Source organism: Klebsiella sp. GB_Kp047, from assembly GCF_040065235.1.
Taxonomy (GTDB): domain Bacteria; phylum Pseudomonadota; class Gammaproteobacteria; order Enterobacterales; family Enterobacteriaceae; genus Klebsiella; species Klebsiella quasipneumoniae.
Map to the genome: position 1 here is coordinate 134,463 of NZ_JBEAJG010000032.1, position 22,198 is coordinate 156,660.

The window sequence follows — 22,198 nt, forward strand, 5'->3', positions numbered from 1 at the left end:
ACCTATTCTGGCACCCTGTTATAACCAGCAAAAATATACCCGCTAGTTTAATCCTTCCTGGATGCGGCGGCTAGTGACAATCGTTTTCAGGCTGGCAGGGGAGTTATTGGCATGGATTGCCGAAATGCTTTATCTGACTGGGCGACGTGGACGTGAGTTAGAGGCAACATCAGGAGGATACGGTGAAATCTGAGCGTAGTTGGGCCGGCATTATCTGTGGCTTCGTTCTGTTCATTGTGGTGTGCTTATCGTTGTTGTTACATATGAAAGGGGCCTTTCGCGCCAGCGGCAACCCGGAGCTGGGCCTGCTCTTCTTTTTGCTGCCAGGAGCGGCGGCGAGCTGTCTCTCTCCCGGTCGGCGGGTGCTGCGTCCTTTGCTCGGCGCGATGCTGGCGGCGCCGGTCTGTATGGTGACGATGCGGCTGTTTTTCGTCACGCACCGGACGTTCTGGCAGGAGATGGCGTGGGTACTGAGCGCGGTGTTCTGGTGTGCGCTGGGGGCGTTGTGCTTTTTGTTTATCTGCGCCTGGCTTGATACCTGGCGCAGTCATTCATCGAGCAAATAAATTTACTCAGGCAAACAGGCCAAGGTTCTCTTTCGCCCAGGCTTCGAAATCGGTGCAACCGCCGATGTGTTTCTGGTCGACGAAAATCTGCGGTACGGTTTCAACCGGTTTGCCGACGGTTTTTTCCAGGTCAGCTTTGCTGATGCCTTCGGCGTGAATATCCACGTAACGGTAGTTAAAATCATCACGCTCGTTGGTCAGTTTTTCGGCCAGCTCTTTGGCGCGAACACAGTAAGGGCAGCCTGGACGACCAAAAATAACGGTAAACATTGCTTCTCTCCTTAAACCTCAGCCGGATGGCGAATGGCGCTTATGATGCCTGCATTGGTCGGTGAGGGAAAGCAGGTTCTGCCTTTTGCTTCGATGGTTTACGGCTATGTTTGATAAATGTCTTACTATCAAAACCCGTATACTGACCCGGCGGCGCGGCGGCATTGGCTGGCGCGTTGCGTTTATCAACCGGAGAGGCGTGATGCGAAAATTTGCCCCGTTGCCGAAAAGCATTCTGCTGGTTGAGATCCTCGGGATGGGGCTGTTAACCCTTGCCTGGCTCTCACTTAACCAGTATGTCCAGCTGCCTGCGTCCATTGCCAGCCCGACCGCGGCGCTGGTGATGCTCTTTGTCGGGATCGTGCTGATGATCCCCGCCGCCATCGTCGTGATGTGGCGGATGGCGCAGATCGTGGCCCCGCAGTTAACCCACTCTCCTGAGCCTGAATCCTTGTCTGACAGAGAAAAACGAAATGACGCCGACCATTGAGCTGCTGCGCAGCCACCGTTCTATCCGCCACTTCACCGATGCGCCCGTGAGCGACGAACAGCGCGCGGCGATTATCGCCAGCGCGCAAGCGGCATCTACCTCGAGTTTTTTACAGTGCACCTCCATCATCCGTATTACTGACCCGGCCCTGCGTGAACGTCTGGTCCCGCTGACCGGCGGCCAGCAGCATGTCGCCCAGGCGGCGGAGTTTTGGGTCTTCTGCGCCGACTTTAATCGCCACCTGCAGATCTGCCCGCAGGCGGAGCTGGGGCTGGCGGAACAGCTGCTGATCGGCGTTGTCGATACGGCGCTGCTGGCGCAGAACGCGCTGACCGCCGCCGAGTCCCTCGGGCTGGGCGGCGTCTATATCGGCGGGTTGCGCAACAGCATCGAGGCGGTGACCGAGCTGCTGGAGCTGCCAAAGCACGTCCTGCCGCTGTTCGGCCTTTGCCTTGGCTGGCCGGCGGATAACCCGGACATCAAGCCGCGGATGCCGGCCGCCATGCTGGTGCATGAGAACCGCTATCAGCCGCTGGATAACGCGCTGTTGGCGGAGTATGACGACCAGTTGGCGCACTATTATCTGTCGCGCGGCAGCAACGCCCGCCGCGATACCTGGAGCGATCATATCCGTCGCACTATCGTGAAAGAGAGTCGTCCGTTTATTCTCGACTATCTGCATAAGCAGGGGTGGGCAACGCGCTGATTACGTGTACACTGCTGCTCCGGCCAGGCGGTATCCACCGCTGGCGGCAGGAAAGGTGAAAATGTGTTCGATAGCTGAGGCCCGCCAGAGCGGGTCTTTTTGCAGAGGTGCAGGATGAAAATTGCCATATTATCCCGGGATGGAACGCTTTATTCATGTCGACGCCTGCGCGAAGCGGCGCAACAGCGCGGGCATCAGGTCGAGATCCTCGATCCGCTTTCCTGTTATATGAACGTCAGTCCGGTGGCCTCGTCGATCCACTACAAAGGTCGCCAGCTGCCGCACTTTGATGCGGTGATCCCGCGCATTGGCTCAGCGATCACTTACTATGGCACCGCGGCCCTGCGACAGTTTGAGCTCCTGGGAAGCTATCCGCTGAACGAATCGGTCGCTATTACCCGCGCTCGCGATAAGCTTCGCTCGCTGCAGCTGCTGGCGCGCCAGGGCATCGATCTGCCGCTGACCGGCATCGCTCACTCCCCCGATGACACCAGCGATCTGATCGCCATGGTCGGCGGCGCGCCGCTGGTGGTGAAGCTGGTGGAGGGCACCCAGGGGATCGGCGTGGTGCTGGCGGAGACCCGTCAGGCGGCGGAGAGCGTGATAGACGCCTTTCGCGGGCTGAACGCCCACATCCTGGTGCAGGAGTACATTGCCGAGGCAAAAGGCTGCGATATTCGCTGCCTGGTGGTCGGCAATGAGGTGGTGGCGGCGATCGAACGGCGGGCTAAAGAGGGCGATTTTCGCTCTAACCTGCACCGCGGCGGCATGGCCTCGGTGGCGCAGATTAGCGACGAGGAGCGGGCCATCGCCATCAAGGCGACGCAAACCCTGGGGCTGGACGTCGCCGGTGTCGATATTTTACGCGCCACCCGCGGGCCGCTGGTGATGGAGGTAAATGCCTCGCCCGGGCTGGAAGGGGTGGAAACCACCTCCGGTGTGGACATCGCCAGCAGGATGATCGCCTGGATCGAGCGCCAGGCGACACCGGAATTCTGTTTGAAAATAGGCGGCTAACCGCCGGATGCAAGACTGTCATGGTATGCGGCGCTTTTTTTGCGTAAGCTATGGCGTCGTTTTTCCACTGTAAGAGGTCACAGGCACTATGGATTCACTGGTCGTTCCGGGTCTGGATACGCTACGTCGCTGGCTGGATGAGATCGGCATCAGCTTTTTTGAGTGCGATTCCTGCCAGGCATTGCACCTGCCGCATATGCAGAATTTCGACGGTATTTTTGATGCCAAAATTGACCTGGTGGACAACGTGGTGCTCTTTTCCGCCCTGGCGGAGGTGAAGCCGACTGCTCTGTTGGCGCTGTCAGCGGATCTCTCGGCCATCAACGCCAGCTCGTTAACCGTGAAGGCGTTTATCGACATTCAGGACGATAATTTGCCCAAGCTGGTGGTCTGTCAGTCGCTGTCTATCGGTCCTGGGGTGACCATGGAGCAGTTCGCCTGGTTCTTCCGCCAAAGCGAGGAGCAGATCTCGATGGTGATCCTCGAAGCCGGCGCCAATCAGCTGTTGTACAAAGGCGAAGAAGAAGAGCCGGCCGCGGAAAACGTGCAATACCATTTTCTTCACTAAACCTGCCTAAAATTAGCGCAGCCACTACCGCAGCGGCTGCGTATTACCCGCTTTTATTCTGTATTTAACCTTTCTTTAAAGCATTATTCACCGCCATTCAGGCCGTTTTGGCTTATCACGTAGACCGTTACTGCATAAAAATTTGATAAAAGGCGTTTTTTTACCTGGGCTATAGCCTCTTATTCTGGCTACAGTTATTCTGGCGATGCTTCCAGTTGCGAGCAACCACTCCGGGAGAGATCCGCTCTCCTTTTCTCAGGCAATGAAAAAATATGCATGATTTTTGCATGCGTAGAAATGCGTATATTTGAGCCCGTAAGTTAACGGGCGTTGAGAAGGAAAAGAGATATGACCGCCTTTGGTAAAAAATGGTTAACAGGTCTGGTTACGGGTGCGCTGATGGCCGTCTCTGCCGGTTCGCTCGCCGCCGAACAAAAAACCCTGCATGTCTATAACTGGTCTGATTATATTGCGCCGGACACTGTGGCCAATTTCGAAAAAGAGACCGGGATTAAAGTCGTGTATGACGTTTTTGATTCCAATGAAGTGCTGGAAGGCAAATTAATGGCCGGCAGCACCGGTTTCGATCTGGTGGTGCCGTCGGCAAGCTTCCTTGAGCGCCAGCTGGCGGCGGGGGTGTTCCAGCCGCTGGATAAGAGCAAGCTGCCCAACTGGAAGAACCTTGATCCCGAAGTGCTGAAGCTGGTCGCCAAGCATGACCCGGATAATAAATACGCTATGCCTTACCTGTGGGCGACGACGGGCATTGGCTATAACGTGGATAAAGTGAAAGCCGTCCTCGGCAAAGATGCGCCGGTGGACAGCTGGGATCTGGTGCTGAAGCCGGAGAATCTTGAAAAACTGAAAAGCTGCGGCGTCTCCTTCCTCGACGCGCCGGAAGAGATTTTCGCCACTGTGCTGAACTACCTTGGCAAGGATCCGAACAGCAGCAAAGCGAATGATTACACCGGTCCGGCTACCGATCTGCTGCTGAAGCTGCGGCCGAACATCCGCTACTTCCACTCTTCGCAATATATTAACGACCTCGCCAATGGCGACATCTGCGTGGCGATCGGCTGGGCAGGGGACGTCTGGCAGGCGGCAAACCGTGCGAAAGAGGCCAAGAACGGCGTCAACGTCTCTTACTTTATTCCGAAAGAGGGCGCGCTGGCGTTCTTTGACGTCTTTGCCATGCCGGCCGATGCCAAAAATAAAGATGAGGCCTATCAGTTCCTTAACTATCTGATGCGCCCGGATGTGATCGCCAAAATCAGCGACCAGGTGTTCTACGCCAACGGCAACAAGGCTTCCACGCCGCTGGTCAGCGAGACTATCCGTAACAACCCGGCGATTTATCCGCCAGCGGATGTGTTCGCCAAACTGTTCACGCTGAAGGTGCAGGATCCGAAGATCGACCGCGTGCGTACCCGCGCGTGGACCAAAGTGAAGAGCGGTAAATAAACTCTGACGGCCCGGTAAGCGGGCCGAATCAGAACGGCACTCGCCGGGAAATGGCAGCGCGCCCGGCGAGCAGAAGCACCAGGATGGTGCACATGCACTGTTAAGCACGAAGTATGGCACCGGACCATATGGTGATCGTTTTTTTGCCGGAGAGCACCCGATTGAACGACGTAATGCCCCGCCCACAGGCGAAAGCCCCCAAAGCGCTGACCCCGCTGCTGGAAATCCGTAACTTAACCAAGTCGTTTGACGGCCAGCATGCTGTCGACGATGTCAGTCTCACTATTTACAAAGGCGAAATTTTTGCTCTGCTGGGCGCATCAGGCTGCGGGAAATCGACCCTGCTGCGCATGCTGGCGGGCTTTGAGCAACCGACCGCCGGACAGATTATGCTCGACGGCGTGGATCTGGCGCGCGTGCCGCCCTATCAGCGGCCTATCAATATGATGTTCCAGTCCTACGCCCTGTTTCCCCATATGACCGTTGAGCAGAATATCGCCTTCGGCCTGAAACAGGATCGTCTGCCGAAGGCGGAAATCACCGCCCGGGTGCAGGAGATGCTGGCTCTGGTGCACATGCAGGAGTTCGCTAAACGTAAGCCGCACCAGCTCTCTGGCGGCCAGCGCCAGCGTGTCGCGCTGGCGCGCAGTCTGGCGAAACGACCTAAGCTGCTGCTGCTCGACGAACCGATGGGGGCGCTGGATAAAAAGCTGCGCGATCGCATGCAGCTGGAGGTGGTGGATATTCTTGAGCGCGTTGGCGTGACCTGCGTGATGGTGACCCACGATCAGGAAGAGGCCATGACCATGGCGGGCCGTATCGCCATCATGAACCGCGGCAAGTTTGTGCAGATTGGCGAACCGGAAGAGATTTACGAACACCCGACCACCCGCTACAGCGCCGAGTTCATCGGCTCGGTGAACGTCTTTGAAGGACTGGTGAAAGAGCGCCTCGAAGATGGCCTGGTGCTGAGCTCGCCGGGCCTGGTGCATCCGCTGAAGGTTGACCCCGACGCCTCGGTGGTGGACAACGTGCCGGTATGGGTGGCGCTGCGTCCGGAGAAGATCATGCTGTGCGATGAGCCGCCGGCGGATGGCTACAATTTTGCCGTCGGCGAGGTGATTCATATCGCCTATCTGGGGGATCTCTCTATCTATCATGTGCGCCTGCAAAGCGGGCAGATGATCAGCGCCCAGCTGCAGAATGAGCACCGCCATCGGAAAGGGACGCCCACCTGGGGTGACGAGGTGCGTTTATGCTGGGATGCGGACAGCTGCGTTGTACTGACGGTGTAAGGAGAGGGCGATGAGTACCGTTGAATCCCCGTCAGGGGCGAAAAAACCGGGCGGCTTCGCGCTGTGGGCGGCGCGCCTGCAGATGGCACATGGCCGCAAGCTGGTGATCGCGCTGCCCTATCTGTGGCTGATCCTGCTGTTTATGCTGCCGTTCCTGATCGTGTTCAAGATAAGTCTTGCCGAGATGGCGCGGGCGATCCCTCCCTACACCGATCTGATGGAGTGGGCGGATGGCCAGCTGACGCTGACGCTTAACTTTGCCAACTTCCTGCAGCTGACCGACGATCCGCTCTATTTCGAGGCTTATCTCCAGTCGCTGCAGGTGGCGGGCATCTCGACGCTCTGCTGCCTGCTGCTGGGCTATCCGCTGGCCTGGGCGGTGGCGCACAGCAAGCCATCGACGCGCAATATTCTGCTGCTGCTGGTGATCCTTCCGTCGTGGACGTCGTTTTTGATCCGCGTCTATGCCTGGATGGGGCTGTTGAAGAGCAACGGGGTGTTGAATAACTTCCTGCTGTGGCTAGGGGTTATCGATCAGCCGCTGGAGATCCTGCACACCAACCTGGCGGTGTATATCGGTATCGTCTATGCCTATCTGCCGTTTATGGTGCTGCCTATCTATACCGCGCTGACCCGCATCGACTATTCGCTGGTGGAGGCCTCGCTGGACCTCGGCGCCCGGCCCCTGAAGACCTTCTTTCAGGTGATCGTTCCGCTCACCAAAGGGGGGATTATCGCTGGCTCCATGCTGGTGTTTATCCCGGCGGTGGGGGAGTTCGTGATCCCGGAGCTGCTGGGCGGGCCGGACAGCATTATGATTGGCCGCGTGCTGTGGCAGGAGTTCTTTAACAACCGCGACTGGCCGGTCGCCTCGGCGGTGGCGATTGTTATGCTGCTGTTGCTGATTGTGCCGATCATGTGGTTCCACAAGCACCAGCAAAAACAGATGGGGGAGCAGGGATGAACGACTTGCCTGTAGTACGCTCGCCGTGGCGCATTCTGATCCTCGTGCTCGGATTCACCTTCCTTTATGCCCCGATGCTGATGCTGGTGATCTACTCGTTCAACAGCTCGAAGCTGGTGACGGTCTGGGCCGGGTGGTCGACGCGCTGGTATAGCGAACTGTTCCACGATGACGCGATGATGAGCGCGGTGGGGCTGAGCCTGACTATCGCCGCCTGCGCGGCGACGGCGGCGGCGATCCTGGGCACCATCGCCGCGGTGGTGATGGTGCGCTTTGGGCGTTTTCGCGGCTCCAACGGCTTCGCGTTTATGATCACCGCGCCGCTGGTCATGCCGGACGTGATCACCGGGCTCTCGCTGCTGCTGCTGTTCGTGGCGCTGGGTCACGCCATCGGCTGGCCGTCTGATCGCGGGATGTTGACCATCTGGCTGGCGCACGTCACCTTCTGTACCGCCTACGTGGCGGTGGTGATCTCCTCGCGCCTGCGCGAGCTGGACCACTCGATCGAAGAGGCGGCGATGGATCTGGGCGCCGCGCCGCTGAAGGTCTTCTTCGTCATCACGCTGCCGATGATTATGCCGGCGGTGATCTCCGGCTGGCTGCTGGCCTTCACGCTGTCGCTGGATGACCTGGTGATCGCCAGCTTTGTCTCCGGTCCCGGGGCCACGACCTTGCCGATGCTGGTCTTCTCCAGCGTGCGCATGGGGGTCAACCCGGAGATCAACGCCCTGGCGACGCTCATCCTCGGCGTGGTCGGTATTGTTGGTTTTATCGCCTGGTATTTGATGGCCCGCGCAGAAAAGCAGCGAGTGCGCGATATCCAGCGTGCAAGACAAGGCTGAACCACCTAAAATCGGTACAGCAGCCTCCGGTCGGCGCCACCCTGTGGCGCCGTTTTCATGGAAGACATTACGTTGGGATTGTTTACGAAAACTCGCTCATCGCATGCCCGCCTTAACGTCCCTGCGCTGGTGCAGGTGGCGGCCTTTGCTATTATTTTGATTCGCGGTTTGGATCTGCTGATGATCCTCAATCTGTTGGGCCTGCAGGGGCTGAACGAATTCATACACCGTAGCGTCCAGACCTGGAACCTGACGCTGGTCTTCCTCGGCAGCCTGGCGCTGGTGTTTATCGAAATCTGGTGCGCCTTCTCGCTGGTGAAAGGGCGCAACTGGGCGCGCTGGGTCTATCTGCTGACGCAGATGATAGCCGCCGGCTACCTGTGGGCGGCGTCGCTGGGCTACGGGTATCCGGAGTTGTTCAGCATTCCCGGCGAATCCAAACGGGAGATCTTCCACTCGCTGGTGATGCAAAAACTGCCTGATCTGCTGGTCCTGACGCTGCTGTTTGTGCCCGCGAACTGCCGCCGGTTTTTCCGCCTGCAATAACGGTGATACAATCCCCGCCCCTGGAATTTTGAAGGTCAATTATGCATTGCGCACTCTACGACGCCGGCCGCTGCCGCTCCTGTCAATGGCTGGAACGGTCGGTTCCGCAACAGCTCGCCGATAAAATGGCCGACCTGCGCACGCTGCTGGCGGCGATCCCCGTCGCCGACTGGGGCGAGCCGGTCAGCGGGCCGGAGGCGGCATTCCGTAACAAGGCCAAAATGGTGGTCAGCGGCAGCGTTGAGCGTCCGCTGCTGGGGATGCTGCACCGCGACGGCACCCCGGTGGATCTCACCGACTGCCCGCTCTATCCCGCCGAGTTTGCGCCGGTGTTTGCCGTCCTGAAGCCCTTTATCGCCCGCGCCGGGTTAACCCCCTACAACGTCGCGCGCAAGCGCGGGGAGCTGAAATATCTGCTGCTAACCGCCAGCCAGCAAGGGGAGATGATGCTGCGCTTCGTGCTGCGCTCAGAGGCCAAGTTGGCCCAGCTGCGCGCCGCGCTGCCCTGGTTACAGGCACAGTTGCCGCAGCTTAAGGTGATCACGGCGAATATCCAGCCAGTGCATATGGCTATTATGGAAGGCGAGCAGGAGATCTTCTTCACTGAACAGCAGGCGCTGGGGGAGGTCTTTAATGAGGTGCCGCTGTGGATCCGTCCGCAAAGCTTCTTTCAAACTAACCCGACGGTAGCCAGCCGGCTGTACGCCACCGCCCGCGACTGGGTGCGCGCGCTGCCGGTCCAGCATATGTGGGATCTGTTTTGCGGCGTCGGGGGTTTTGGCCTGCACTGCGCGACGCCGGCGATGCGCCTGACCGGTATAGAGATTGCCCCGGAGGCGATCGCCTGCGCCAGGCAGTCTGCCGCGCAGCTGGGGCTCAGCAATCTGCATTTTCAGGCGCTGGACTCCACGCAGTTCGCCACGCATGAAGCGGATATCCCGCAGCTGGTGCTGGTCAACCCGCCGCGTCGCGGCATTGGCGCCGAACTGTGCGACTATTTAAGCCGCATGGCACCGCCCTATATTATCTATTCCAGCTGTAACGCCCGCACCATGGCGACCGACATTGCTCTTCTTAGCGGCTATCGCGTCGAGCGGGTCCAGCTGTTTGATATGTTCCCCCACACCGCCCACTACGAAGTGCTGACCCTGCTGGTCCGCGAAGTTTAAACAAAATGTGAAGGCTTTGCGTCGCAGAAATCGGGTAAGCTTGACGCAGCATGTTTTGTTATTGGTGGGGGGAATCTAATGGCCAAAACCATTCTGCTGGTGGAAGATGATGAGGATATTGCCACGCTGCTGCGGCTCAATCTTCAGGATGAGGGCTATCAGATTGTGCATGAGGCCGATGGCAGCCAGGCTCTCGCCCGGCTGGAAACGCGGGTCTGGGATGCGGTGATCCTCGATTTGATGCTGCCCGGCGTCGATGGCCTGGAGATCTGCCGGCGTATCCGCCAGATGACCCGCTATCTGCCGGTGATCATCATCAGCGCTCGCACCAGCGAAATGCACCGCGTGCTGGGCCTGGAGATGGGCGCCGACGACTATCTGGCGAAACCCTTTTCGCTGCTGGAGCTTATCGCCCGCGTTAAAGCGCTGTTTCGTCGCCAGGAGGCGATGGGGCAGAACCTGTTGATGGACGCCGGGCGCCTGTCCTGCCATGGTCTGAGCATCGACCCGCTGTCTCGCGAAGTGAGGCTGCGCGGCGAGTTGGTGGACCTCACGCCGCGCGAATTCGAGCTGCTGTATTACTTTGCCCGCCATCCCGGGGAGGTGTTTTCGCGGCTGGCGCTGCTGGAGCAGGTCTGGGGATATCAGCACGAGGGCTATGAGCACACGGTCAATACCCATATCAACCGCCTGCGCAGCAAAATCGAACGTGACCCGGCCGAGCCGGACATCATTCTGACCGTCTGGGGCAAAGGCTATAAGTTCGCCCCGGTGACGCAAGAGGCCGCCCCGTGATCCGCCGCCTGAGCCTCAGCCAGCGGCTGGCGCTGGTGGTGGTCTCCCTGCTGATACTGTGCGCGGCGGCGGTGTGCGTCGTTCAGTTACATAGCAGCGCGCAGTATGGCAACGCCATGGTGCAGCGCCTCTCCGCCGGGCTGGCTCAGCAAATTGTGGCCCGCGAACCGCTGCTGGACGCCCACGGCGAGGTCAACCGGCAAACCCTGAAGTCGCTGTTTGACCGTCTGATGACCTTTAATCCCAGCGTGGAGCTCTATCTGCTGTCGCCGGATGGCGACCTGTTGGCCGATGCGGCGCCGCCGGGACATATCCAACGCCAGCGGATCGACATGGCGCCGGTGCAGGTTTTTCTCACCGGCAGTACGTCGCCGGTGTATGGCGACGATCCCCGCAGCCTTGACGGGCGAAAAGTCTTCAGCGCCGCCCCGCTGCGCGTCGACGGCCAGCTGCGCGGTTACCTGTATATCATTTTGCAGGGGGAGACCTTTAATCAGCTGGCGGCCGACGCCTGGCAAAAAACGCTGTGGAGCATTGTTCTGTGGACCCTGCTGCTGGTGACTCTGTTTGGCCTGCTGGCGGGAGGCCTGGCATGGTTCTGGGTGACCCGGCCGGTCCGCCAGCTCACCGCCCAGGTGGCGGCGAACGATCGGGACAGCATCAGCGCCATCAAAACCCTGGCGGCCCGCACGCCGGAGCCCCATCCCGGTAACGAGGTGGCGGTGCTCGAAAATCGCTTTATTGACCTTGCCCGGCAGATAGCCGGTCAGTGGGATCGGCTGGCCGACAGCGACCGCCAGCGCCGCGAATTTGTGGCCAATATTTCCCACGATTTACGTACGCCGCTCACCTCGCTGCTGGGGTATCTGGAAACGCTGACCCTGAAGGACGAACGGCTGACCGCCGAGGAGCGCAGGCAGTATCTCACCATCGCCCTGCGCCAGGGCAACAAAGTGCGCCATCTTTCGCAGCAGCTGTTTGAGCTGGCGCGACTGGAGCACGGGGGCATTAAGCCGCAGCGCGAGCGTTTCGCGATGGGGGAGCTGATTTCCGACGTGGCGCAGAAGTTTGAATTAACCGCCCGCACGCGCGAGGTGAACCTGCAAATTGATGTGCCGGGGCCGCTGCCGCTGGTTAACGCCGATGTGTCGATGATTGAGAGGGTGGTGACCAATCTGCTCGACAACGCCATGCGGCATACTCCCGTCGGCGGGGAGATTCGTCTGGCGGTCTGGCAGGAGAATCAACAGATCCAGGTCGAAGTGGCTGACAACGGAACGGGCGTCGATGCCGCGCTGCGCGACGATCTGTTCCAGCGGCCGTCGGCGTTGTCTGCCCAGGCGTCGCGGGAGGATCGCGGCGGGTTAGGGCTGCTGATTGTGAAACGAATGCTGGAGCTGCACGGGGGCGGGATCAGGCTGGTGGAGTCGGTAAGCGGGGCGCGGTTCAGGTTCTTCGTGCCACTTTGAGAAATTGCCGGGTGGCGGCTACGCCTTACCCGGCTACGGGGAAAGTGTAGGCCGGGTCAGCGCAGCGCCACCCGGCAAAAAAGTTACTCCGGGAACCACTGGTTGCTGATTTTCTGGTAGGTACCGTCGGCTTTAATCGCCTTCAGCGCCGCGTTCAGTTTCTCCAGCAGCGCCTTGTTATCCGGGCGCACGGCAATCCCAAGGCCGGTGCCGAAGTATTGCGGGTCGGTCACTTTCGGCGTGGCTGCCCCCAGCTGCGGGTTAGTTTTCAGCCACTCGTTGACCACCGCCGTGTCGCCGAACACGCCGTCGATACGGCCATTTTTCAGATCGATAATCGCGTTCTGGTAGCTGTCATAGGCGACGGTCTTCACCTCAGGATGTTTATCCTGCAGATATTTCTGGTGGGTGGTGCCGTTTTCCATGCCGATCCGTTTGCCTTTCAAATCATCGAACGAGTGGAATGCGTCTTTTTTGGCGATCACCAGCGCGGAGTTGGCGTAGTACGGGTCGGTGAAGGCGACCTGCTTGCTGCGCTCCGGCGTAATATCCATTCCGGAAATCACCGCGTCATACTTCTTAAACTTCAGCGCCGGGATCAGGCTGTCAAACGCGTGGTTGGTAAAGGTGCATTCTGCCTGCATTTGTTTGCACAGCGCATGGGCCAGATCGATATCAAAGCCGACAATCTGGTTATTAGCGTCCATCGATTCAAACGGCGGATAGGTCGCGGACACGCCGAAGCTGATTTTCTCCGCGGCGGCGGCGCCGAAGGTGAACGTGGTGAGCAGTGCAGCCAGAACTAACTTTTTCATCGTGGAACTCCCGTCTGTCAATCTTATGATTATTCGCCGTGTCTGCGGCATAGGGTGACAATGCCATTAAATGAATTTGTATGCAATAAAAATGATTAAGTATTTTATTTGATATAAAAAAAAACGGACAGGTATTAGACTTGTCCGTCTTGTTGTTCACTTATTATGCAAAATACGCCAGGCGCTAATTACGCCGCTCGAAGGCTAGCGCTTTGCGCTCCACCAGCCGCATCAGCAGCGTCAGCAGCCCGTTGACGATGAGATAGATAATCCCGGCGGCGCCGAACACCATCACGTCGTAGGTCCGTCCGTACAGCAGCTGGCCGTGGCCCATCACTTCCATCAGGGTGATGGTGTAGGCCAGAGAGGTACTCTTAAAGACCAGCACCACTTCGTTGGAATAGGACGACAGCGCGCGCTTAAAGGCATACGGCAGCAGGATCGCCAGGGTATCCTTTTTACTCATCCCCAGCGCGCTGCACGACTGCCATTGCCCGTCGGGGATCGCCCGGATGGCGCCATAAAACAGCTGGGTGGTATAGGCGGCGCTGTTGAGCGACAGGGCGATCAGGGCGCACAGCCACGGCTCGGAGATAAGGTGCCAGAGCCAGGGATATTCCTGTAGCGAAGGAAACTGTCCTGGGCCGTAGTAGATCAGGAAGATCTGCACCAGCAGCGGCGTACCGGTAAACAGGGTGATGTAGCCGCGCACTATCCACACCAGCCCCGGCGTCTTCAGCGTCAGGATAATGGTAAAGATCAGCGACAGGATCAGCGCCACGATAATCGACGCCACGGTCAGCGTCAGGCTGGTATGCAGTCCTTTCAGCAGTTCGGGTAAGTAGTCGAGCATCAGCCTGGTCTCCGTTCGAAGCGCGTCGCACGCTGGTCAATCCGCTTAAGGATGTATTGACTCAACAGGGTGATGACGAGATAGATTGCCGCGGCAATGATATACCAGTTAAAGGGCTCCTGAGTGCGGGTGGCGATGCTTTTAGTCTGCAGCATCAGATCGTTGACGCTGATAAGGCTCACCAGCGCGGTGTCCTTCAGCAGCACCAGCCACTGGTTGCCGAGACCGGGCAGCGCATGGCGCCACATCTGAGGCATCACCAGGCGGAAGAAAATGGCCGCTTTCGACAGCCCGAGCGCCTGGCCGGACTCCCACTGACCCTGCGGAACGGCTTTCAGCGCGCCGCGCAGCGTTTGCGAGGCGTAGGCGGCATACAGCAGCGACAAGGCGATCGCCCCGCAGAGGAACGGACTGACGTCAAAGTTCTCAATCTGCATCTGCACCGGGATCTGGATGAACCCGAGCGGGATGGTAAAACCGTCAGAGAGCGTCAGCAGCAGCTGGGACGAGCCAAAATAGATAAACAGCACCACCAGAATTTCAGGTAGTCCGCGCAGGATGGTCACAATGCCGGTTGCAAGCCAGGCTACCGGGCGCCATTTCACTGACTCCAGTACCGCGAAGAGCATCGCCAGGACGAGGCCGATGGCGAGCGCGCAAACGGCAAGGCCGACGGTCATCCCGGCGGCGCTTGCTAATGGAAAAATTTCGTTCATTCAGTCTTACTTCTGGAACCATTTGTTATAGATGGTCTGGTAAGTGCCGTCTTTCTTCACTTTTTCCAGCGCAGCGTTAAATTTCTGCTGCAGGTCGGTGTTGCCCTGACGCACGGCAATGCCCAGCCCGGTGCCGAAATAGGCTTTGTCGGTCACTTTATCGCCCACGGCCGCCAGCTTCGGATTGCTCTTCAGCCATTCGGTGACCACGGCGGTATCACCAAAGACCGCGTCAATACGACCGTTCTGCAGATCCAGCTTCGCATTCTGGTAGCTGTCGTAAGGGACGGTAGTGATTTCCGGATGTTTATCGGTGATAAATTTCTGGTGCGTGGTACCGTTCTGTACGCCCACTTTTTTGCCCTTCAGCTGATCAATGCTGGTGAACTTGCCCTGCTGACCGACGAACAGCGCCGAGTTGTCATAATACGGGGTGGAGAACAGTACCTGCTTTTCACGCTCAGGCGTGATGTCCATCCCGGCCATGACCGCGTCGAAACGGCGGAATTTCAGCCCCGGGATCAGGCTGTCAAAGGCCTGGTTGGTGAAGGTACAGGTGGCATCGATCTCTTTACACAGCGCGTTAGCCAGATCCACATCGAAACCGACGATCTGGTTGTTGGCGTCCACCAGCTCAAACGGAGGGTAGGAGGCCTCGGTGGCGAAACGAATGGTCTGCGCGGCGGAAGCGGAGAGGCTCATGCCTGCGAGCAGGGCGGCAATCAGTACTTTTTTCATCGTCATTTCCCCGAAAAACATCAATGTGAAAGATAGTTTTTAAACGCGTCAGTTTGCGGATGCGTGAAGCAGGAGGCATCCCCTTGCTCGACGACATGGCCATTTTCCATATACACCACCCGGCTGGCCGTCTTGCGCGCCACTTCAACTTCATGGGTGACGATAACCTGGGTGATGCCGGTTTCAGCCAGCTCGCGGATGATGCTAACGATCTGGGCGGTGATTTCCGGGTCGAGCGCCGCGGTAGGCTCATCGAACAGCAGAACCTGCGGCTCCATCATGAGCGCGCGGGCGATCGCCACACGCTGCTGCTGGCCGCCGGATAAATGCAGCGGGTAACGATCGCTGTAGGGCTTCAGACGCAGGCGCTCCAGCAGCTTCTCGGCGCGAGCCAGCGCCTGATCCTTGCTTAACCCCAGTACGCGACAGGGGGCTTCGATCAGGTTCTGCTGTACCGTCAGGTGCGGCCACAGGTTGTACTGCTGAAAAACCATGCCGACGTTCTGCCGCAGTTCGCGAATCGCTTTATCGGACGGCGCTCTGGTGAAGTCGAAATGGTTACCGGCGATGGTTAACGAACCGGAACGCGGCATCTCCAGCAGGTTGAGTACGCGCAGCAGCGAGCTCTTCCCGGCACCGCTGGGGCCGAGCAGCACCAGCGTTTCCCCCTGCGGGCAATCCAGCGTGATGTCGAACAGCGCCTGGTGCGCGCCGTAGAAGCAATTAATGCCGTTTAGTTTAATACTCATCTGGGCAGTCTGATACGAATAGCTATTGAGGCCGCAAATAGTACCTTTGGCAGAATAGTTATGCAATATTTATGCGTTAAAAGTTAAATCTAAACCACGTTTAGCTTTAAAGTTAGCACAAAATATTGCCTGGTGGGTGAGGGGGGCGTAAATGTCGGCATTCTCGGGGCGAATACCGACATTTTACCGGGGTTATCGTTTCAGCGGCGTCGCTTCAACTCCCGAACTAGCGTTTCTCCAGACTCTGTCGCAACGTTCCGGCCGGCGCGTGGCTGTTGTTGCCGAGATAGCGAACGTCATCGACGGCCCAGCATTGGCCTTCCTGGATCATCAGCACTTCGTCTTTCCAGTTCTGGGTTCCCTGTTTCAGCTCCACGCGCAGCGGAATGTTGCGCGCATCGCGATTAGGGATGGTTGAGGCGCTGGCGACGACGGCGCTGTCCGCGGGGGTGCTGCTGCTGGAGAACGGGTTAGCCTGCAGCAGCTTGCTGTTGGCCGGATCCTGACGGGCGTCATTGAGTAACTTCGCCAGGCCGTCGCTGAGATAGGGGCGCAGCGCCGCCGCATCCTGAGTACGGTTCTGGATCTGAATGTCGTAGAATTTTTGCGCTACGTCGTCAGGGCCGCCTTCGACACAAGGGCCGCTGCGGGTGCCATTATCTTTATAGGCCGGGGTGACGGTCGTACAGGCGCTGAGCGCCAGCGCGCAAGGGAGAAGTGCTGCAAGAAGTTTGTAGCGCATGATGATTTCCTTATAAGCGAACTACGTTTTCAGTTTCCGTTAAAGCATAGCGTATAGCGTGCGGATTGTACTTGACGCAAAGAGCTAAGACCTTGATGTGGCTACAGCCTTAGGGCTGGAAATCAGCAGGGGGATGACGGCGGTTTTCAGGCAGAAAAAATCACGGCGGGATAAAAATAAATTATGGCTTTGCATAAACAAGAAACACTACCCCGGAAACAGGGTAGTGTTTCTTGAGAGATAAGATTAGTTATTTCTTCTTATAGATATTAGCGGAAATGTGCAGTTTTTTATCCGTGTTCCCGGAAGAGAGCACGATAACATCCGCGCCTTTTTCATCAGCTTTTTTAATCAGCTCTTCACGAGCATCGCTCGGTGCGGTCTGGCCGGTAGAAGAAATGGTGCCGATCTTGGTGTATTGCGTATGGACCTTATCAAAAGCTTCTTTCGATAAAATCTCAGCGGAGAAGGCGTTCGCCGTTAAAAACAATGCCGCACCTGCCACTAAAGCTGCATATTTCATATTTTTAGACTCCATTGTTTATCTTGCTATCATCATGCTCTTGTTTTAACTCACCAATGAGCGATTTCAGATTGTACTAACACTGCTTTTTTTTCAAGCAAAATACTGCAATTTTATGACGGCTAGTTAACTCTTTTTTAAAGAAAAGATGACAGAATTCGCATTGATAATGCTTGCTTTTTTTTGCCGTTTACACATCGTGAACGGAGCATACTAATTTCTACTGACATTAGCTGAAAATCAGCTTAAGAGGCCGGGGCAGGGGAGACAGCGCGCGGACAGACATTCCCGGAAACATAGTTTATCATATAGACAAGCAGGGGCTGCGCCTATGGTCATGCAGGTCACCAGGGAGATAAGATGTTAACAAATAAGCGAGAGCGCGCCCGGCAGCAGCGAACCGCGTTGTGGGCCACCAGAGATGATGTCCAGCGCCATGCGCTGTCAATGAGTCTACCCTGGCTGGCTTTTGTAAATATCGCGTTTGCGTTAATGATTTTCTCCCGCAACTTTATTTTTACCTATTTTGATAAGAAGCTCCTGACTCACCAGGCGGTTATTCCTTATATCGAAATAGCGCTGATTGCGGTTATTATTATTTCGGCCATTTTAGTGATTATTGCCATCACGCCGCGTCTGGCGCAGGGGCGTTATACGCTGAATATCATCACCGCGCTGCTGCTGGTGCTCAGCCTGTGCTGGTCCCTGAGTAATTACTGTTTTATCTTTTTCTGGGCTTTGCCCTTCGCCTGGCCGCTGCTGGTTATATTGTTGACCACTGGCCTCACTGCGTTGTATCACCATTGGCCGGGCATTATCGCTTTTATGCTGCCGCTATGGGGGACGGCCTTGCTAGCGGGAATTCAGATCCACTATCACGCTGAAATTCGCTTTTTGATCCTGTGGACCATCTTTACGGCGATTTTGCTGTATGGACGACGTATTCTCCAGCGCTGGTACGATGAAGCCTGGGATACGCATCAGGAAAATATGCAGCTTATTCAGCGGCTGGAAAGTATTGCCAACCAGGATGCATTAACCGGGACCGCTAACCGCCGGGCGCTGAATGCGTATCTGGCGGAGATCTGGCAGCAAAACACGCCGTTGTCGCTGATGATGATCGATGTCGATTACTTTAAACGCTATAACGATCGCTATGGTCATCAGGCTGGTGACGAGTGCTTATCTTCTGTCGCGCAGGTGCTGAAAATGGCGGTCCGGGCCGAAGATGATCTGGTGGCTCGCTATGGCGGCGAGGAATTTGTGGTGGCGTTGCCTAGGGTTCCCCTGGTGCATGCCACCGCGATTGCCGAGCGCATTCAGCAGAAAATTCACGAGGCGGCGCTTCCTCATGAGGCATCAGAGGTGGCGTCGGTGGTGACCGTCAGTATCGGGATCGTCGATTCCGATGGCACGGTCCCGATGGAGACGCTGATCGCCCGGGCGGACAGTGCGCTGTACCAGGCGAAAAATAAAGGACGTAATCAATGGTCTTATTAACCCGGAGACGCTGCCGGGCAAGGGAGAAGGGATGAAACGGATTGCCTATGTACTCCTGTTGGCGCTACTGCTGGCCGGCTGCGCGGGGGAAAAAGGCATCATCGATCGCGACGGATATCAGCTGGACACTCGCCATCCGGCGCAGGCGGCCTATCCGCGCATAAAAGTGCTGGTTATCCACTATACCGCAGATAATTTTGATGTCTCCCTGGCAACCCTGACTGATAAAGAGGTCAGCTCCCACTATTTAATTCCTGAACAGCCGCCGCGCCACCATCATAAACCGCGGATCTGGCAGCTGGTGCCGGAAGAGGATCTGGCCTGGCACGCCGGGGTGAGCTACTGGCGCGGCAGCACGCGCATCAACGATACTTCCATTGGTATTGAACTGGAAAACCGCGGCTGGCAGAAGACTGCGGGGGGTAAAAGCTTTACCCCCTTTCACCCGGAGCAGATCGCGGCCCTGATCCCGCTGGCGCGCGATATTATCACCCGCTACCACATCGCGCCGCAGAACGTGGTAGCCCATGCCGATATCGCCCCGCAGCGCAAAGACGATCCGGGACCGTTGTTCCCCTGGCAACAGCTGGCGCAGCAGGGGATTGGCGCCTGGCCGGACGAGCAGCGGGTGGCTTTCTATCTGAACGGGCGCCCGGCCAGTGAGCCAGTGGACCCTGAGGTAGTACTGGATTTGCTGGCGCGCTACGGCTATCAGGTCACGCCGGAGATGACTCCCGCGCAGAAAAAACGAGTGATTACCGCCTTCCAGATGCACTTCCGCCCCCAGCGCTGGGATGGCGTAGCAGATGCGCAAACCGAAGCGATAGCCGAGGCGCTGTTAGAAAAGTATGGTCAGGGTTAGCGGTGAAGTTTACCGTGGTCGCGCAGCCAGGCGGCGGTACGCACAATCCCGTCGTCCAGCGTCACCACCGGCTGATAACCCAGCTCATCCTGCGCGCGAGTGATATCGAGCGTAAAATCAAAATTCAGTTTCGAGACGCCGTAGTGGGTAAAGGCCGGCTCTTTGGCCGTTTTATCGCCAAAACGCTCCATGCTGCGGGCGATAATATCCAGCATCGGGTAGGGGACTGAGCGGATCCGGCATTTGATGCCCAGCTCGTCGATCAGTTTCTGCACGATACTGCGCAGGGTGCGCGGTTCGCCGTTGCTGATATTCCACGCGCGGGCGGAGGGAAGATGATCGCACGCCGGCTGGCTCGCCAGCCACATCGCGTGGACGGCGTTTTCATAATAGGTCATATCGACCAGCGCGCTGCCGCCCCGCGGCAACAGGACGCTGCCATAGTGTTGCATCATTTGCGCCAGCCGGGGAATAAAGACTTTATCGTGCGGCCCGAACAGGCTCTGCGGGCGCAAAATGGTAAAACGGGTGTGCGGGTTGGCCTGCGCCAGCAGGTTGATCACCTCTTCGCTGGCTGCCTTGCTGCGGGCAAACTCGTTGGCGAAGCGGTGCGGGCGGAAATCTTCCTGAATATCGCGATGGTGGTGATAATCAAAATAGAGCGAGGGCGAAGAGATATGAACGAAATTGCGTACGCCCCATGCTACAGACCACTCGCCGAGGCGACGGGTGGCGCGGACGTTAGCGAGATCGAAAGCCTGCTGCGTGCCCCAGGGCGAGGTAAAGCTTGAGCAGTGCCACAGGGTATCGATACCGGCGAGCATCACTTTAGCCTGCGAAGAGACCAGCTCGGTTAAATCCGCCGGGATGAATTCCGCCCCCATTTTGCTCAGAAGCTTACCCATCGCTTCGTTGCGCCCGGTCGCTCGCACGCTGATGCCCTTGTTGCGCAGATATTCCACTGCGTTGCGGCCTAATCCGCTGGTCGCACCGGTAACCAGTACCTTCATATCACTCTACTGTCCCAGAAAAGAATTTCGTGCGCATTTTTCCGTGATTCTCCCGACTATGCAATGAGAATCATGAAAGAATAATGCTTATCCTTCGACTCTGCCTGAGATTTGTTCGGCCAACCGGGCGATGCGTTGCGCCATACCGCGGAAAATAAACAGGTGCGCCGGGATCATCAGCAGCCAGTAGACCAGGCCCGGCATACCGTGCGGGTGCCACCAGGCGCGGACGTCCAGTTCACGACGATCGCCTTTATCGTTAATGGTAAAGCTTAACCGGCCCAGCCCCGGCGCTTTCATGCCGAACAGCAGAGTGAGCTGTTTTTCTTCCTCCACAATAATCACCTTCCAGCTGTCGACCGTATCGCCGGTCTGCAGATAGTCGCGCTGCGGTCGCCCTTTGGCCAACCGGTGGCCGACCAGCAGATCCATCGCGCCGCGGGTTTTCCACAGCAGATTGCCGAAAAAATATCCCTCTTTACCGCCGATTTGGTTAACAACCTGCCACAAAGCTTCGCGGCTCGCCGGAGTGGCGACGGTGCAGCCTGCCTGTTTCGGATAGTAGCCGTACTCCGGTCGCCAGCGGGCGAAAGCCTGGGCGTCGTAGCCCCAGTCGCTGGAGTTTACCAGCTGCTCTTCTTCTTTCAGGGTGCGGCGAACCGCCTGATCGAAGGGGATCAGCGTTTGCGGGATCAGCGCCCGCAGCGTCCGGTCATCGGCGATCAGATCGTGCTTCAACCCCTGAATCAGCGCTTTGGCGATGGTCGGCGGCACCGAGGTGATGACATTGAGGAACCACACCGAGATCCAGCGCGTCGGCAGGGGAATCGGAATAAGCGGGCGGTGTTTGCCGCTGACGGCCATAAAGCGAATGAACTGCTGCTGGTAGCTTAACACCTCCGGACCGGCGGCTTCGAAGACGCGGTGCGCGTCGGAAGGATGATTCAGCAGCTCAACGAGGTCAACGAGCAGGTTTTCCAGCGCGACAGGGGTGGTACGCGAACGCACCCAGCGCGGAGGAGTCAGCACCGGCAGGTTATAGACCATGTCGCGCATCACCTCGAAGGCGGCGGAGCCGGCGCCGACGATAATCCCGGCCCGCAGCTCGGTGACCGGCACACCCGACTCGCGCAGGAGATCGCCGGTGACCTGACGAGCGCGCAGATGGTCGGACTGTTCCTGCGCTGGTGCCTGCAGCGAGCTGAGAAAGATAATCTGACGCACCGGCGTCTGGCGCAGGGCATCGCGAACATGCGTCGCCACCCGACGCTCATGGGCGATAAAATCGCCGCCTTCGCCCATGCCATGTACCAGATAATAAAGCGTATCGATACCCGTGAGCAGAGCAGGCAGAATCTGCGGCTGGTTGAGATCGACGGACCGGCAGGTGACGCCGGGCAAATCGAGCTTTTGCAGTCGGTCGGTATGGCGCGCCGCCGCCAGCACTGGATAACCCCGCGCGCTTAACTCGCGCACCAAATGCTGGCCTATATAGCCGCTGGCGCCGAGCACCAGAACAGATTGCGACACGC

At 57.9% G+C, this 22,198-nt stretch carries 25 protein-coding genes; 15 read left to right on the plus strand and 10 right to left on the minus strand.

Annotated features, from left to right (window positions below):
* Positions 1-182 precede the first annotated feature (182 nt).
* Positions 183-566, plus strand: coding sequence for an inner membrane protein YbjM (ybjM, locus tag ABLV76_RS14190; RefSeq protein WP_004201325.1), 384 nt, complete (start codon positions 183-185; stop codon positions 564-566).
* A gap of 6 nt (positions 567-572) precedes the next feature.
* Here the strand turns inward: ybjM and ABLV76_RS14195 are convergent, their stop codons facing one another.
* On the minus strand, positions 573-836 hold the full coding sequence (locus tag ABLV76_RS14195) for a GrxA family glutaredoxin (RefSeq protein ID WP_002896352.1): 264 nt from the start codon (positions 834-836) through the stop codon (positions 573-575).
* Between the two features lie 202 nt (positions 837-1,038).
* Between ABLV76_RS14195 and ABLV76_RS14200 the strand changes: the two genes are divergently transcribed.
* The 12 genes from ABLV76_RS14200 (at position 1,039) to ABLV76_RS14255 (ending at position 12,158) form a co-directional block, all read left to right on the plus strand.
* Positions 1,039-1,326: a YbjC family protein gene (locus tag ABLV76_RS14200; protein ID WP_032455809.1), complete on the plus strand. Its 288-nt coding sequence runs from the start codon at positions 1,039-1,041 to the stop codon at positions 1,324-1,326.
* Entirely contained in the window at positions 1,310-2,032 is a 723-nt protein-coding gene (gene nfsA / locus ABLV76_RS14205; protein WP_004201327.1) for a nitroreductase NfsA, read from the plus strand. Before ABLV76_RS14200 ends, nfsA begins: the two co-directional genes overlap by 17 nt.
* A 114-nt stretch (positions 2,033-2,146) precedes the next feature.
* Positions 2,147-3,049 (plus strand): 30S ribosomal protein S6--L-glutamate ligase, encoded by a 903-nt coding sequence (gene rimK, locus ABLV76_RS14210; protein ID WP_004201328.1) that lies wholly within the window; start codon positions 2,147-2,149, stop codon positions 3,047-3,049.
* An 88-nt stretch (positions 3,050-3,137) separates the two neighbouring features.
* Positions 3,138-3,617 (plus strand): YbjN domain-containing protein, encoded by a 480-nt coding sequence (locus tag ABLV76_RS14215; protein ID WP_017899416.1) that lies wholly within the window; start codon positions 3,138-3,140, stop codon positions 3,615-3,617.
* A gap of 348 nt (positions 3,618-3,965) precedes the next feature.
* A complete protein-coding gene (potF, locus tag ABLV76_RS14220; protein WP_004201329.1) occupies positions 3,966-5,078 on the plus strand; it encodes a spermidine/putrescine ABC transporter substrate-binding protein PotF in 1,113 nt (370 codons plus the stop codon).
* A 161-nt stretch (positions 5,079-5,239) separates the two neighbouring features.
* Positions 5,240-6,373, plus strand: a complete 1,134-nt coding sequence (potG, locus tag ABLV76_RS14225; RefSeq protein ID WP_004201330.1) for a putrescine ABC transporter ATP-binding subunit PotG — start codon at positions 5,240-5,242, stop codon at positions 6,371-6,373.
* A 10-nt stretch (positions 6,374-6,383) separates the two neighbouring features.
* Entirely contained in the window at positions 6,384-7,337 is a 954-nt protein-coding gene (potH, locus tag ABLV76_RS14230) for a putrescine ABC transporter permease PotH (protein WP_004201331.1), read from the plus strand.
* Entirely contained in the window at positions 7,334-8,179 is an 846-nt protein-coding gene (gene potI / locus ABLV76_RS14235) for a putrescine ABC transporter permease PotI (protein ID WP_002896372.1), read from the plus strand. Before potH ends, potI begins: the two co-directional genes overlap by 4 nt.
* Positions 8,180-8,236: 57 nt before the next feature.
* Positions 8,237-8,725, plus strand: coding sequence for a YbjO family protein (locus ABLV76_RS14240; protein WP_004201332.1), 489 nt, complete (start codon positions 8,237-8,239; stop codon positions 8,723-8,725).
* Positions 8,726-8,766: 41 nt separating this feature from the next.
* Positions 8,767-9,894: a 23S rRNA (uracil(747)-C(5))-methyltransferase RlmC gene (gene rlmC, locus ABLV76_RS14245; RefSeq protein ID WP_017899418.1), complete on the plus strand. Its 1,128-nt coding sequence runs from the start codon at positions 8,767-8,769 to the stop codon at positions 9,892-9,894.
* Positions 9,895-9,972: 78 nt separating this feature from the next.
* Positions 9,973-10,689: a response regulator transcription factor gene (locus ABLV76_RS14250; RefSeq protein WP_004201334.1), complete on the plus strand. Its 717-nt coding sequence runs from the start codon at positions 9,973-9,975 to the stop codon at positions 10,687-10,689.
* Entirely contained in the window at positions 10,686-12,158 is a 1,473-nt protein-coding gene (locus tag ABLV76_RS14255) for an ATP-binding protein (protein WP_004201335.1), read from the plus strand. Before ABLV76_RS14250 ends, ABLV76_RS14255 begins: the two co-directional genes overlap by 4 nt.
* Before the next feature lie 83 nt (positions 12,159-12,241).
* Here ABLV76_RS14255 and artJ read toward each other — a convergent pair whose 3' ends face one another.
* The 7 genes from artJ to yahO form a co-directional block, all read right to left on the minus strand.
* Complete coding sequence (gene artJ, locus ABLV76_RS14260; protein WP_004201336.1) at positions 12,242-12,973, minus strand: arginine ABC transporter substrate-binding protein ArtJ; 732 nt, start codon at positions 12,971-12,973, stop codon at positions 12,242-12,244.
* A gap of 184 nt (positions 12,974-13,157) precedes the next feature.
* Entirely contained in the window at positions 13,158-13,826 is a 669-nt protein-coding gene (artM, locus tag ABLV76_RS14265; RefSeq protein ID WP_004201338.1) for an arginine ABC transporter permease ArtM, read from the minus strand.
* Entirely contained in the window at positions 13,826-14,542 is a 717-nt protein-coding gene (artQ, locus tag ABLV76_RS14270; protein WP_004201339.1) for an arginine ABC transporter permease ArtQ, read from the minus strand. Before artQ ends, artM begins: the two co-directional genes overlap by 1 nt.
* Positions 14,543-14,548: 6 nt before the next feature.
* A complete protein-coding gene (gene artI / locus ABLV76_RS14275) occupies positions 14,549-15,280 on the minus strand; it encodes an arginine ABC transporter substrate-binding protein ArtI (protein ID WP_002896390.1) in 732 nt (243 codons plus the stop codon).
* Between the two features lie 20 nt (positions 15,281-15,300).
* Positions 15,301-16,029: an arginine ABC transporter ATP-binding protein ArtP gene (gene artP / locus ABLV76_RS14280; RefSeq protein ID WP_004201340.1), complete on the minus strand. Its 729-nt coding sequence runs from the start codon at positions 16,027-16,029 to the stop codon at positions 15,301-15,303.
* Between the two features lie 226 nt (positions 16,030-16,255).
* Positions 16,256-16,771, minus strand: a complete 516-nt coding sequence (locus tag ABLV76_RS14285) for a lipoprotein (protein ID WP_094311332.1) — start codon at positions 16,769-16,771, stop codon at positions 16,256-16,258.
* Between the two features lie 250 nt (positions 16,772-17,021).
* Positions 17,022-17,294, minus strand: a complete 273-nt coding sequence (gene yahO, locus ABLV76_RS14290) for a DUF1471 family periplasmic protein YahO (RefSeq protein ID WP_004201342.1) — start codon at positions 17,292-17,294, stop codon at positions 17,022-17,024.
* A 360-nt stretch (positions 17,295-17,654) separates the two neighbouring features.
* On the opposite strand from yahO, the gene ABLV76_RS14295 reads away from it, so the two are divergent.
* On the plus strand, positions 17,655-18,794 hold the full coding sequence (locus ABLV76_RS14295; RefSeq protein ID WP_004201344.1) for a GGDEF domain-containing protein: 1,140 nt from the start codon (positions 17,655-17,657) through the stop codon (positions 18,792-18,794).
* 31 nt (positions 18,795-18,825) lie between these two features.
* A complete protein-coding gene (locus ABLV76_RS14300) occupies positions 18,826-19,656 on the plus strand; it encodes an N-acetylmuramoyl-L-alanine amidase (protein WP_004201345.1) in 831 nt (276 codons plus the stop codon).
* Here the strand turns inward: ABLV76_RS14300 and ABLV76_RS14305 are convergent.
* Positions 19,653-20,666 (minus strand): NAD(P)-dependent oxidoreductase, encoded by a 1,014-nt coding sequence (locus tag ABLV76_RS14305; protein ID WP_002896399.1) that lies wholly within the window; start codon positions 20,664-20,666, stop codon positions 19,653-19,655. The two genes, ABLV76_RS14300 and ABLV76_RS14305, sit on opposite strands and share 4 nt — an antisense overlap.
* A gap of 87 nt (positions 20,667-20,753) precedes the next feature.
* On the minus strand, positions 20,754-22,196 hold the full coding sequence (locus ABLV76_RS14310) for an SDR family oxidoreductase (RefSeq protein ID WP_065878982.1): 1,443 nt from the start codon (positions 22,194-22,196) through the stop codon (positions 20,754-20,756).
* Positions 22,197-22,198: the final 2 nt, after the last annotated feature.